This is a genomic window from Streptodolium elevatio, from assembly GCF_053592165.1.
In genome coordinates, this window is the sequence record NZ_JBSFVE010000020.1 from 150,552 (window position 1) to 163,405 (window position 12,854).

11 protein-coding genes are annotated in these 12,854 nt (G+C 70.3%); 2 read left to right on the top strand and 9 right to left on the bottom strand.

All coding sequences use genetic code 11. The features are described from left to right. Positions 1 to 90 precede the first annotated feature (90 nt). Both ACWD12_RS30970 and ACWD12_RS30975 read left to right on the top strand, forming a co-directional pair. The gene (locus ACWD12_RS30970) at positions 91 to 753 is read left to right on the top strand and encodes a potassium channel family protein (RefSeq protein ID WP_358354248.1); all 663 of its coding nucleotides are present in this window, start codon (positions 91 to 93) and stop codon (positions 751 to 753) included. Beyond that, positions 753 to 1,412: a potassium channel family protein gene (locus ACWD12_RS30975; protein WP_450102320.1), complete on the top strand. Its 660-nt coding sequence runs from the start codon at positions 753 to 755 to the stop codon at positions 1,410 to 1,412. Before ACWD12_RS30970 ends, ACWD12_RS30975 begins: the two co-directional genes overlap by 1 nt. Before the next feature lie 66 nt (positions 1,413 to 1,478). Here ACWD12_RS30975 and ACWD12_RS30980 read toward each other — a convergent pair whose 3' ends face one another. The 9 genes from ACWD12_RS30980 to kdpF all read right to left on the bottom strand — a co-directional run bounded on the left by ACWD12_RS30980 (position 1,479) and on the right by kdpF (position 12,495). Then, the gene (locus ACWD12_RS30980) at positions 1,479 to 2,513 is read right to left on the bottom strand and encodes a transcriptional regulator (protein WP_450102321.1); all 1,035 of its coding nucleotides are present in this window, start codon (positions 2,511 to 2,513) and stop codon (positions 1,479 to 1,481) included. A gap of 484 nt (positions 2,514 to 2,997) precedes the next feature. After that, the gene (locus tag ACWD12_RS30985) at positions 2,998 to 3,825 is read right to left on the bottom strand and encodes a DUF3159 domain-containing protein (protein ID WP_450102322.1); all 828 of its coding nucleotides are present in this window, start codon (positions 3,823 to 3,825) and stop codon (positions 2,998 to 3,000) included. Between the two features lie 52 nt (positions 3,826 to 3,877). After that, entirely contained in the window at positions 3,878 to 4,276 is a 399-nt protein-coding gene (locus ACWD12_RS30990) for an OB-fold nucleic acid binding domain-containing protein (RefSeq protein ID WP_358354240.1), read from the bottom strand. A 51-nt stretch (positions 4,277 to 4,327) separates the two neighbouring features. Further along, positions 4,328 to 5,002 carry a response regulator gene (locus ACWD12_RS30995; RefSeq protein WP_358354238.1) on the bottom strand — a complete coding sequence of 225 codons (675 nt, stop codon included), beginning with the start codon at positions 5,000 to 5,002 and terminating at the stop codon, positions 4,328 to 4,330. Positions 5,003 to 5,237: 235 nt separating this feature from the next. Next, entirely contained in the window at positions 5,238 to 7,787 is a 2,550-nt protein-coding gene (locus ACWD12_RS31000; RefSeq protein WP_450102323.1) for a DUF4118 domain-containing protein, read from the bottom strand. A gap of 76 nt (positions 7,788 to 7,863) precedes the next feature. Beyond that, positions 7,864 to 8,610: a potassium-transporting ATPase subunit C gene (locus ACWD12_RS31005; protein WP_450102324.1), complete on the bottom strand. Its 747-nt coding sequence runs from the start codon at positions 8,608 to 8,610 to the stop codon at positions 7,864 to 7,866. Positions 8,611 to 8,615: 5 nt separating this feature from the next. Next, positions 8,616 to 10,739 carry a potassium-transporting ATPase subunit KdpB gene (gene kdpB, locus ACWD12_RS31010; protein WP_450102325.1) on the bottom strand — a complete coding sequence of 708 codons (2,124 nt, stop codon included), beginning with the start codon at positions 10,737 to 10,739 and terminating at the stop codon, positions 8,616 to 8,618. A 2-nt stretch (positions 10,740 to 10,741) separates the two neighbouring features. Further along, positions 10,742 to 12,406, bottom strand: a complete 1,665-nt coding sequence (kdpA, locus tag ACWD12_RS31015; protein ID WP_450102326.1) for a potassium-transporting ATPase subunit KdpA — start codon at positions 12,404 to 12,406, stop codon at positions 10,742 to 10,744. Beyond that, positions 12,403 to 12,495 carry a K(+)-transporting ATPase subunit F gene (gene kdpF, locus ACWD12_RS31020; protein ID WP_358354225.1) on the bottom strand — a complete coding sequence of 31 codons (93 nt, stop codon included), beginning with the start codon at positions 12,493 to 12,495 and terminating at the stop codon, positions 12,403 to 12,405. The genes kdpA and kdpF overlap by 4 nt, the downstream gene beginning before the upstream one ends. Between the last annotated feature and the right edge of the window lie 359 nt (positions 12,496 to 12,854).

Consider the following 12,854-nt stretch of genomic DNA (forward strand, 5'->3'; position numbering starts at 1 on the left):
GTCTGTCACCCTGGTGGCAGGCCGCAGAGGTGCATTGCACCTGAGCAGCCACCAACGCGGACATCAGCGACAAACGCCGGAAGGACGGCCGTGCACATCGTCATCATGGGATGCGGGCGCGTGGGATCCACGCTCGCGCAGACCCTGGAGGAACTGGGACATTCGGTCGCCGTGGTCGACCGGGACGCGACGTCGTTCCGCCGGCTCGGCTCCCACTTCTCCGGCCGCCGCGTCACGGGCGTCGGCTTCGACCAGGACACGCTGCGCGCCGCCGGTATCGAAGAGGCGGGTGCGTTCGCCGCGGTCAGCAGCGGCGACAACTCGAACATCATCGCCGCGCGGGTGGCCCGCGAGACGTTCGGCGTCGAGAACGTGGTCGCACGTATCTACGACCCCCGGCGTGCAGAGGTGTACCAGCGCCTCGGCATCCCGACCGTGGCCACCGTGCGCTGGACCGCGGACCAGATGCTGCGGCGTCTGCTGCCGAGCGGCGCCGAGCCGCTGTGGCGTGACCCGAGCGGCAGCGTGCAACTCGCCGAGGTGCACGTCAACCCGCAGTGGGTGGGGCACCGGCTGTCCGGCCTGGAACAGGCGTCCGGTGCGCGCGTCGCGTTCCTCACGCGCCTGGGCGAGGGCATCCTGCCCGGCCCCGACACCGTCCTCCAGGAGGGCGACCTGGTGCACGTGATCATGCAGCAGGCCGATGTGGCCGCCGTCGAGGCGGCCTTCGAGAAGGCCCCGGAGGCCAACTGATGCGCGTCGCGATCGCCGGTGCGGGCGCGGTCGGCCGTTCCATCGCAGGCGAGCTCCTGGAGAACGGCCACGAGGTCCTGCTCATCGACAAGGCCCCCGAGGCCATCAAGGTCGAGTCGGTCCCGCAGGCCGAATGGCTGCTGGCCGACGCGTGCGAGATCTCGTCACTGGACGAGGCCGCGTTGCAGCGCTGCAACGTGGTCATCGCGGCGACCGGCGACGACAAGGTCAACCTCGTCGTTTCGCTGCTCGCCAAGACCGAGTACGGCGTGCCGCGCGTGGTCGCGCGCGTCAACAACCCGAAGAACGAGTGGCTGTTCAACGAGGCGTGGGGGGTGGACGTCGCGGTGTCCACGCCGCGCCTGATGTCCGCCCTGGTCGAGGAGGCGGTCAGCGTCGGCGACCTGGTGCGGCTCATGCGCTTCAGCCAGGGCGACGCGAACCTCGTCGAGCTGACCCTGCCGGAGGACACGCCGCTGGTCGGCACGCGCGTCGGCGACGTCGCGTGGCCGGTGGACACCGCGCTGGTGACGATCATCCGCGAGGGCCGCGTGCTGGTGCCGAGCAAGGACGACTCGCTGGAGGCGGGCGACGAACTGCTGTTCGTGGCCGCACCGGACCGCGAGGAGGAGCTGGAGGACCTGCTGTCCTCGCGGTGAGGTGCCTCGCGAGGTGTCTCGCGGTGAGCTGCCTCGCGGCGACGTGTACGGGCGCGTGGGCCGCGCTCACACGGCCATCCCGGCGTACAGCTCCTCGGCGTGCTCGCTGAACTCGCGGACCACGGGCTCGCGCTCGTGCGGGTGCAGCCGGGTGCGGAACTCGCGCAGGAAGTCGTTGCACTGCGACGAGTTGAGCCGGCTTGCGATGTCCAGCGCCTCGGACGCCTTGGCGCACGCCTGGTCGAGGTCGCCCTCTTCCAGGTGCGCCGCCGCCATGAACGTCGTGTCCTGCGCGCAGCGGCGGGTGTAGCCGTCCGTCCGAAGCCCTATGGCCTCGTTCGCGAACTCCTGGGTCGCGCGCGGCAGCCGCAGGTCGCGGTGGCAGTGCGCGAACTCGTGGATCAGCTCGGCCTTGTCGAAGTACTGGCACCAGGCCGGGTCGTCGTCGCCGTCCGCGGCGTCGAGGCTGCGTTCCGCGGCGCTCAGCGCCTCGACGCACGCGCGCTCGTCGCTGAGCGCCGCATGGCCGCGCGCCTCCATCGCCAGGACCAGTGCCTGGCCCCGGTGCGTCAGCGAGCCGCGCGCGCCCTGCTGGGCGGCGCGCGCGAGTTGCACGGCCTCCCAGCCGTGCCCGAGGTAGACGGCCTGGCAGGCCATGTTGGCCATGACATAGGCGCCGTACGCCCGGTCGTCGGCCGCCTGCGCGAGCCGCAGCGCCTGGATGTGGTATCGCTGCGCGAGCGCGTGCCGCCCCGAGTCGAACGACAACCAGCCGACCAGCTCGGTCAGTTCCGCCACCGCACGGAAGAGGCCGCGCCCGACGTCGTCGCCGTACGACCCGGACAGCTTGGTCCGGGCGACGCCGTTGAGGTGGTTGACCACGGTGTCGCGCAAGTCGCCGCCGCCCTGGGCGCGGTCGAGCTTGCGGAACATGACGACGGTCTGGCGGATGCGCTCCACATCCGCCTCGCGCACCCGGCCACTGCCGCCGTGCTCCATCGGTTCGGGTTCCGCTCCGGTCGCCGTCGACCAGAACAAAGCCGGGCTCGAAAAGGCCGCGGCTCCGAACGTCGAGCCGAGCAGGAAATTGCGGCGGTTCATGTCTCTCCCCGTCAGCTCGACCACGGCGCGGCGGATATCGGACACCGTGCGAGCGACACTCAACCCGTCGAAAGGGTCGGCGGCAGGTGGGCGCCGGTCCCGCAAGCCCAGGTCGCTGACCGTAAGTTCGTATCCCAACCTGCGGCCGAGAACCTCGGCCAGCAGTTCGGGAATGGGCCAACGCGGTTGGGCACCGTCGAGCCAACGGGCCACCGAGGTATGGGTGCATCCCAGGTGTTGCCCCCGGCGCTCGGCCACCACGTTCACCCAACGGGCGATTTCACGCCTCGTCAGACCGGCCTCTTCGACCAGTGCGCGAAGGTCACCGTTTCCGGCCACCGTCCCCGCCTCCTTTCACACGAGGCATAACAAGGACGCTAGTTGCCGGGATACGGCCGAACGGGGAGATAGTCAGGAAATTGACTTGCGGGCACACAACATGAACGGCCGCTTTCGCAAGCGGCCGTTCAGTGTTGTCTGCTGATCAGCGGGAGGTCGACTCCGAACCTGTGGCCGATGGCCGGTCGTCGTCGTAGGTCACCTTCACCGGCGGCGGCGCCTTCGACATGATGAGCCACGTCAGGTAGATCGCCACCAGCCACGGGGGTACGCCGAGCGCCACCTTGGCGGCGCCGAGCCACGTCACCTTGTCGGCCAGATACAGCGGCACCTGCACGACGATGCGCAGCACGAACAGCGCGACCCACACCCAGGTCGCCTTCGTGTACGCGGCGGCCCGCGCCGGGTTCTTCCGCCACGTGAAGTTCTCGCCCAGGATCGGCCCGAGCACGACGCCGATCAGCGGCCAGCGCACCAGGATCGACACCATGTAGGCGACCGCGTAGCCGCCGGACAGCAGCACGCCCAGCAGGTAGAAGTTCTCCGCCTTGCCCGACTTGATGGCCACGAAGGCGGCGATCGCCACGCCGAGGAACCCACCGAGCGCGTGCATCAGGGTCTCGCGGCGCATCAGCCGGATGCCGGCCAGGACGGCGGCGACGGCGACGGCGGCGTACGCCGATGTCGCGGTCGTGCGCGTGATGGTGAAGACGACGACGAAGACCAGTCCGGGGACGGTCATGTCGATCATGCCGCGCACGCCGCCGAACGCCGCCACGAGCGACATGGCGCTGTCCGGGGTGCCGTCCCCCGCGGGGGCTGCGTGCGCCCCGCCCGCGGTGTCGTCCGCCCGGTCCAATGCCTTCTCCTCGGCGCCGGTGCCGGCCGCCGCATGTCCGTCAGCGGCCCCGTCGCCCGAACCGGGAGACGCGGCCTCGCTCGCCGGACGCGGGAGCTCGGCCTCCGCGGTCACCGGCCGGCCCTCCCCCGTGCCACCCCAGCCGTCACCGGTTCGCAGATCTCGGTCACCCATTGCCCACCGGACGCAGCTCGTATTTCGGATTGAACAGGACGTAGCGGCCCTGGGCCGTGGTGAGACGGCCTTGGGCGACCAGCTGGCGGCCGGGCTCTATCCCGGCGATGCGGCGTCGGCCGAGCCAGACGACCGAGAGGGCGCCGGACCCGTCGTACAGCTCCGCCTCCAGCGCGGGCACGCCGGCCCGCGGTCGGAAGGTGACCGTGCGCAGGGTCCCGCCGACGGTGACGAGGTCGCGCTCGACGACGGACCCGATGGCCGTGCAGCCCAGCCGGCTGCAGTCCTGCTGCAGCTCCTCGGCCTCGAGCTCCTCGTGGGTCGAGGTCAGCCGGTTGAACATCCGGCGGAAACGGCCCGGCTCGCGTTCGACTCCGGTGGCACCACTCATGAACGCAAAGGTACCTGGTCGACACGTGACCCGGGATCCGCCCGCGGCCCGTCACGGCTCGAAGCGGTACCCCATGCCGGGCTCGGTCAGCAGGTGTCTGGGGTGCGACGGATCCGCCTCCAGCTTGCGGCGGAGCTGGGCCATGTAGACCCGCAGGTAGTTGGTCTCGGTGCCGTACTGCGGGCCCCATACCTCCTGAAGCAGCGCCTTTTGACTGACCAGGCGGCCCGCGTGCCGGACCAGGACCTCCAGCAGGTGCCACTCGGTCGGGGTCAGGCGTACGTCGGCCCCGTCGCGGTGCGCCTTCTTGGCCGCGAGGTCGATGGTGAACGCCTCGGTGACCACGACCGGCACCTCGTCCTCGGGGGTCGAACGGCGGACCGCGGCACGCAGTCTGGCCAGCAGTTCGTCCATGCCGAAGGGCTTCGTGACGTAGTCGTCGGCACCCGCGTCCAACGCCGCGACCTTCTCGTTGGACGCCTGCCGCGCGCTGAGCACGATGATCGGCACCTTGGTCCAGCCGCGCAGCCCGCGGATCACCTCGACGCCGTCCAGGTCGGGCAGCCCGAGGTCGAGGAGGACCACGTCGGGGTGGTGGTCGGCGGCCGCGGCGAGCGCCTGAGTGCCGTTCGCGGCGGTGTCGACCTCGTAGCCCCGGGCCTTGAGGTTGATGGCCAGCGCGCGGACGATCTGCGGCTCGTCGTCCACGACGAGCACCCGTGTCATCGAATTGCCTCCGTACGTTCCGAACCCGTTCGCGCGGCGTCCGCGACTGCGCGGCCACCGAAGTGTTCACTCGTTCGTGGGATTCCAGCGGCGTGGCATCGACGCCCATGTCGAATATCTGTTCGACTATGAGTCGTGCTCAGGAAACCGTCGAAACCCTCGAACCCGCGCCCCTCCGTCGTCCCGGCCCCCTGGCCCGTCCTGCTGCGGTACCCGGTCCGCCGGGTGCGACGCATCATGTCGCCGCCGGGACGGGCGCTTCGCTCGCGGCACCCTGCCCGGCCGGCGGGCGGCCGGCGGACATCCGGAGTGTCAGCACCATCGTGAGCCCGCCGCCGGGGGTGTCCTCGGCAGCCAGGGAACCGCCCAGCGCCTCCGCGAAACCGCGGGCGACGGCCAGTCCGAGGCCGACGCCGTTGCCCGCCGGGGCGTCGCCGTAGCGCTGGAAGGGCTCGAAGATGCGCTCCTTCGCCTCGTCGGGCACCCCCGGGCCGCGGTCCACGACCCGCAGCTCCACGCCATCGCGCACTGCCTCCGCGCGTACGTGCACACGGCGGTCCGGCGGATTGTGCTTGACCGCGTTCTCGATGACGTTGGCCAGCACCCGGTCCAGGAGCCCGGCATCGGCCCACACGGTCGGCAGCGTCTCGGGGACGTCCAGGACGACGGAGGTCTCCGGCACCCCGAGCACCGCGCTCGGGACCACTTCGTCGAGGGCGACGTCGCCGAACAGCGGGGTCACGGTCCCGGTCTGCAGGCGGCTCATGTCGAGCAGGTTGCCGATCAGCGCGTCGAGGCGGTCGGCGCCGTCCTCGATGGCCGCCAGCAACTCCGCCTCGTCCTCGGGCGACCAGCTCACGTCCTCCGAGCGCAGCGACGACACACTGGCCTTGATCGCGGCGAGTGGCGTACGCAGGTCGTGCGACACCGCCGCGAGCAGCGCGGTGCGGATCCGGTTGCCCTCGGCCAGCCGCCGCGCCTCCGCGGCCTCGGCGACCAGGCGCCGCCGCTCCAGGACCACCGCCGCCTGGGCCGCGAACGCGCCGAGCACCCGGCGGTCCTCGGCGGGCAGCATGCGGCCCGACAGGGCGAGGGCCATCGAGTCGGAGACCGGCACGTCGACGTCGGCCTCCTCGGGCTTGCGCACCGGATGCGGGCCGACGCTGCCGACACACGCCCACGGCCCGTGCGGCTCGGTCCGCTCCAGCATGGCGACCGACTCCATGCCGAACGCCTCGCGCACCCGCTCCAGCAGCGCCGGCAGTGCCTGCTCGCCGCGCAGCACACTGCCGGCCAGGAAGCTCAGCGTCTCGGACTCGGACTGGCTGCGCGCGGCCTGGTGGGTGCGCCGTGCGGCGACGTCGACCACGGACGCGACCGAGAGCGCCACGAGGACGAAGACGCCCAGCGCGAACATGTTCTCCGCGTCGCGGATGGTCAGCGTGTGCAGTGGCGGCGTGAAGTAGTAGTTCAGCAGGACCGACGACATGACGGCCGTCAGGGTGGACGCCCACAGCCCGCCGAGCAGCGCCACGCCGACCGTCAGCAGCAGGTAGAGCAGCATCTCGGTGGACAGGCCCAGGTGGTCGCGGCTCTGCGCCATGACGACGGTCAGGAGCAGCGGGCCGATCAGGGCGAAGAGCCAGGAGATGAGCAGGCGCCGCCGGCTGACGGCGGACCGCGGTACGCGTACCGTCCGCCCGACCCCCGCGTGCTCGTGCGTGACGATGTGCACGTCTATGTCGCCCGACGAGGCCGCGACAGTGGCCCCCACGCCCGGCCCGAGGATGTACTGCCACGGCTTGCGGCGGCTGGAGCCGAGCACGATCTGCGTCGCGTTCACGCCGCGTGCGAAGTCGAGCAGCGCGCTGGGCACGTCTTCGCCTATCACGGAGTGGAAGGTGCCGCCCACGGACTCCACGAGGGCGCGCTGCTGGGCCAGGGCCTCCGGTGAGGCGCCGGTGAGGCCGTCGCTCTTGGAGACGTACACGGCCAGCAGTTCGCCGCCGGACCCGCGCGTGGCGATGCGGGCGGCGCGGCGCAGGAGCGTGTCGCCCTCGGGGCCGCCTGTGAGGCCGACGACGATGCGCTCGCGGGCGGGCCAGGTGGCGCTGATGTCGTGTTCGGCGCGGTACTGCTGGAGGTATTCGTCGACGCGGTCGGCGACCCACAGGAGCGCGAGTTCGCGCAGTGCGGTGAGGTTGCCGACCCGGAAGTAGTTGGACAGCGCCGCGTCCACCTTCTCGGGTGCGTAGACGTTGCCGTGGGCCATGCGGCGGCGCAGGGCCTCCGGTGACATGTCGACCAGTTCGATCTGGTTCGCGCGGCGTACGACGGCGTCCGGCACGGTCTCGCGTTGCGGCACGCCCGTGATCGACTCGACGACGTCGTTGAGGGATTCGAGGTGCTGGATGTTGACGGTCGAGATGACGTCGATGCCGGCGTCGAGGATCTCGTCGATGTCCTGCCAGCGCTTGGCGTTGCGCGAGCCGGGCACGTTGGTGTGGGCGAGCTCGTCGATGAGCGCCACCTTCGGGCGCCGGGCCAGGACCGCGTCGACGTCCATCTCGGTGAACGCCGATCCCCGGTGCTCCATCTCGCGGCGCGGGACGACCTCCAGGCCCTCCAGCATCTCCGCCGTGCGCGGGCGTCCGTGGCACTCGATCAGACCGACCGCCACGTCCGCGCCGCGGGCCCGGCGGCGCTGTCCCTCGCCCAGCATTGCGTACGTCTTGCCGACGCCGGGGGCGGCGCCCAGGTAGATGCGCAGCTTTCCGCGTCCCATGGCGTCCATTGTCGTCCTCATCAGGGGATTCCGAACGATCCGGGCCCACCCGGCGAAGTGGGCCCGGAGGCCGGGGCTACTCCGCCTTGGCCGCCTTCTGCAGTGCGATGTTCAGCTCCAGCACGTTGACGCGGGGTTCGCCGAGGATGCCGATGACACGCCCGTCGACGTGGTCGTCGACCATCTTCCCGACGACGGCCGGATCGAGCCCGCGTTCGGCGGCGACGCGGTTCACCTGGATGAGCGCGTACGACTTCGAGATGTGCGGGTCGAGGCCCGAGCCGGACGCGGTGACCGCGTCGGCCGGGACCCGGTCCTCGGGGACGCCGTTGAAGGACGCCACCGCGGCTTTGCGGTCCTTGACCAGTTGGATGAACTCGGGGTTCTCCGGGCCGTAGTTCGAGGCGCCGGAGGCCAGCGGGTCGTAGCCGCCCGCCGACGGCCGCGGCTGGAACCACGACGGGTCCGGCTGCGTGCCGACGCTCTCCGCCTGCTCCTCGGACAGCTGCGCGCCGCCCGCGAGGTAGGTGTAGGTCACGGTGCCGTCGTCGGCCTCGTGCCCGACGACCTCCTGGCCCTGGGCGTCGAACAGGCGCGGGTTGCCGTCCCCGTCGACGAGGTCGAAGCTCTGGCCGATCAGGCTGGAGCCGACCTCCTTGCCGTCGACCTTCACCTTCGAGCCGTTGGCCTGGGCGGGGAACGCGGCCTGCGCGATCCCGGTCATGGCCAGCGGGTAGGCGATGCCGAGCAGGACCGTGAGGACCAGCAGGGCGCGCAGTCCCGCGAGGAAGACGCGGATGCGGGTGCTTGTCTGGGTGGCCATGGTTATCAACCGATTCCGGGGATGAGCGAGACGACCAGGTCGATGAGTTTGATCCCGACGAACGGGGCGATCAGGCCGCCCAGGCCGTAGACGCCGAGGTTGCGCGACAGCATCTTGTCCGCCGACATGGGCCGGTAGCGCACGCCGCGCAGCGCCAGCGGGATGAGCGCGACGATGATCAGGGCGTTGAAGATGACCGCCGAGATGATCGCCGACTCCGGCGTCGCCAGGTGCATGATGTTCAGCTTGTCGAGCGGGGCCAGGTCCGCCGGGCCGCCCGCAACCGCGAACATCGCGGGGATGATCGCGAAGTACTTCGCCACGTCGTTCGCGATGGAGAACGTGGTGAGCGCACCGCGCGTGATCAGGAGCTGCTTGCCGATCTCGACGATCTCGATGAGCTTGGTCGGGTTCGAGTCGAGGTCGACCATGTTGCCGGCTTCCTTGGCGGCGGAAGTGCCGGTGTTCATGGCCACGCCCACGTCCGCTTGGGCGAGCGCGGGCGCGTCGTTCGTACCGTCGCCGGTCATGGCGACGAGCTTGCCGCCCGCCTGCTCGCGCTTGATCAGCGCCATCTTGTCCTCGGGAGTGGCCTCGGCGAGGAAGTCGTCGACGCCGGCCTCGTCCGCGATCGCCTTGGCGGTCAGCGGGTTGTCGCCGGTGATCATGATCGTCCGGATACCCATGCGGCGCAGTTCGTCGAACCGCTCGCGCATGCCCTCCTTGACGACGTCCTTGAGGTGGATGACGCCGAGGACGCGCGCGCCGTCGGAGTCCTCGACCGCGACCAGCAGCGGGGTGCCGCCGGCCGCGGAGATGGCTTCGACGGTCTCGCCGGACTGCCGCGGTACGGAGCCGCCGTGCTCGGCGACCCAGGCGTTGACGGCGGAGGCGGCGCCCTTGCGGATGCGGCGTACGCCGTCCCTCTCGACGAGGTCCACACCGGACATGCGGGTCTGCGCCGTGAAGGCGATCCACTCGGCGTGCCCGAGTTCGCCCTCGTGGCGCTCGCGCAGGCCGTACGCGGTCTTCGCGAGCACCACGATCGACCGTCCCTCGGGCGTCTCGTCGGCGAGCGACGAGAGCTGCGCGGCGTCCGCCAGTTCGTCCTGGGCGACGCCGTCCAGCGCGACGAACTCGCTCGCCTGGCGGTTGCCCAGCGTGATGGTGCCGGTCTTGTCGAGCAGCAGCGTGCTGACGTCGCCCGCGGCCTCGACCGCGCGCCCGGACATGGCCAGCACATTGCGCTGGACCAGCCGGTCCATGCCCGCGATGCCGATCGCGGACAGCAGGGCCCCGATGGTGGTCGGGATCAGGCAGATCAGCAGGGCCACCAGGACGACGAGCGACTGCTCGGCGCCGGAGTAGACGGCCAGCGGCTGAAGCGTCACGACCGCGAAGAGGAAGATGATCGTGAGCGACGCGAGCAGGATGTCGAGGGCGATCTCGTTCGGCGTCTTCTGCCTTGCGGCACCCTCGACGAGGGCGATCATCCGGTCGATGAAGGTCTCGCCGGGCTTCGTGGTGATCTTGACGACGATCCGGTCGGACAGCACCTTGGTGCCGCCCGTGACCGCCGAGCGGTCGCCGCCGGACTCGCGGATGACGGGCGCCGATTCGCCCGTGATGGCCGACTCGTCGACGCTCGCGACACCTTCGACGACGTCGCCGTCGCCGGGGATCACGTCGCCGGCCTCGCAGACGACCAGGTCGCCGATCCTGAGGTCGGCACCGGGCACGCGCTCCTCGCGGTCCCCGACGAGGCGCCGCGCGACGGTGTCGGTCTTGGCCTTGCGCAGCGTGTCCGCCTGCGCCTTGCCGCGGCCTTCTGCGACCGCCTCGGCGAGGTTGGCGAACAGCACGGTCAGCCACAGCCAGACGGCGGTGACCCAGGCGAAGGTGCCGGGGTCCTTGACCGCCATGACGGTGGTGAGGACCGAGCCGATCTCGACGACGAACATGACGGGCGTACGCACCATCACGCGCGGGTCGAGCTTGCGCAGCGCCTCGGGCAGCGAGCGCAGCAGTTGCGCGGGGTCGAAGAGGCCGGCCGAGACGCGGCCGGGGCCGGACGGGTGCTCGGGCGACGGGGTGGGGGCGCTCTGCGGAGCGTTGAGTGTGGTGGTCATGGTTATGCGAGCCCCTCCGCGATCGGGCCGAGGGCGAGAGACGGGAAGAAGGTCAGGCCCGTGACGATGACGATCACGCCGATGAGCGTGCCGACGAACAGCGGCCGGTGGGTCTTGAGCGTGCCGACCGTCTCCGGGACGTGGCGCTGCTCGACCAGGCGGCCGGCCAGTGCGAGGACGAGTGCGATGGTGAGGAACCGGCCGATCAGCATCGCGAAGCCGATGGTGGTGTTGTAGTACTCGGTGTTCGCGCCCAGGCCGGCGAAGGCGGAGCCGTTGTTGTTGGCACCGGACGTGTACGCGTACAGCACTTCCGACAGGCCGTGCGGTGAGTCGGAGTTGAGGATCGAGGCGCGTTCACCCGGGAGCGCGAGCGCGATGCCGGTCATCGTGAGGATGGTGGCCGGGACGACCAGGATGTACATCGCGACGAGCTTCATCTCGCCGGCGCCGATCTTCTTGCCCAGGTACTCGGGCGTGCGGCCGACCATGAGGCCCGCCACGAAGACCGCCAGGATCGCCATGATCAACATGCCGTAGAGGCCGGAGCCGACACCGCCGGGCGAGATCTCGCCGAGCATCATGCCGAGCATCGTCAGGCCGCCGCCGAGGCCGGTGAACGAGGAGTGGAACGAGTTCACCGCGCCGGTCGAGGTCATGGTCGTCGACGTCGCGAACAGCGATGAGCCCGGCACGCCGAAGCGCTGCTCCTTGCCTTCCGTCGACCCGCCCGCGATCTCCAGGGCGGTGCCGTTGTGGTGCATCTCGGTCCAGGTCATCAGCACTACCGCGACGAACCACAGGGCGAACATCGCGCCGAGGATCGCGTAGCCCTGCTTGGCCGAGCCGACCAGCGTGCCGAACGTGCGCGGCATCGAGAACGGGATGACCAGGATCAGGAAGATCTCGAACAGGTTCGTGAACGCGTTCGGGTTCTCGAAGGGGTGCGCGGAGTTGGCGTTGTAGAAGCCACCGCCGTTGGTGCCGAGCTCCTTGACGACTTCCTGCGAGGCCACCGGACCACCGGTGATGGTCTGCGTACCGCCGTTGAGCGTGGTGACGGTGTGCGGGTCGGCGAGGTTCTGAAGGGTGCCCGAGGCGACCAGCACGATGGTGCCGATGACCGCGATGGGCAGCAGGATGCGGACCGAGCCGCACACCAGGTCGACCCAGAAGTTGCCGATTTCGCCGGTGCGAACCCGGATGAAGCCGCGTACGAGGGCGACCGCGACGGCCATGCCGACCGCCGCCGAGACGAAGTTCTGCACCGTCAGGCCGGCCATCTGCACGGTGTGGCCGACCGCGGACTCACCGGAGTAGGACTGCCAGTTGGTGTTGGCGGTGAAGGACGCGGCGGTGTTGAACGCCTGGTCGGCCTTCATCGGCTGGAAGCCGAGGTTCCACGGCAGCTTGTCCTGGAAGCGCAGCAGCGCGTACAGGCCGAGCAGCGAGAACATCGAGAACGCCAGCACGCTGCGCAGATAGATGCCCCAGCGCTGGCCGGAGTCGGGGTTGGCCCCGATGGCCTGGTAGATCCAGCGCTCCGGACGCGTGTGCTTGTCCGAGGAGTAGACCTTGGCCATGTAGTCGCCGAACGGGCGGTGCACCGCGGCGAGCAGGGCTATCAGCAGGGAGATCTGCAGGATCCCCGCGATGGTGGGACTCACTGGAACCTCTCGGGGAAGATGAGGGCGAGCACCAGGTAGCCCAGCAGGGCGACGGCGACGACGAGGCCGACAACGCTGTCCGCGTTCACAGCTTGGCCACCCCCTTGGCGATGGCGGCGACGAGCGCGAAGAACGCGACCGTCAGGAGTACGAAGGCCAGGTCAGCCATCGCGGGTCTCCTCGTGAGAGTTGGTGAGAGGTTGTGTGTTGCGGGGTCATTGGTAGCAGCCCCAGCTCCCACAAAAGGGCTATAAATCAGGCATTTCGTCGAGTGCTAGCGGCGCCTTGACGCGGCCCCGCGGCATATTGACGCCGTCCATACGCGGCCCTCATGCGCGGCTTCCGAGGGGGCGGCCGCGGACATGCGAAAGGGGCCCGGCCACACCCTCGTTCGGGTGTGGCCGGGCCCCTTGCGGAAGCCGGGTGCGCTCAGGTCGAGACGACCTGG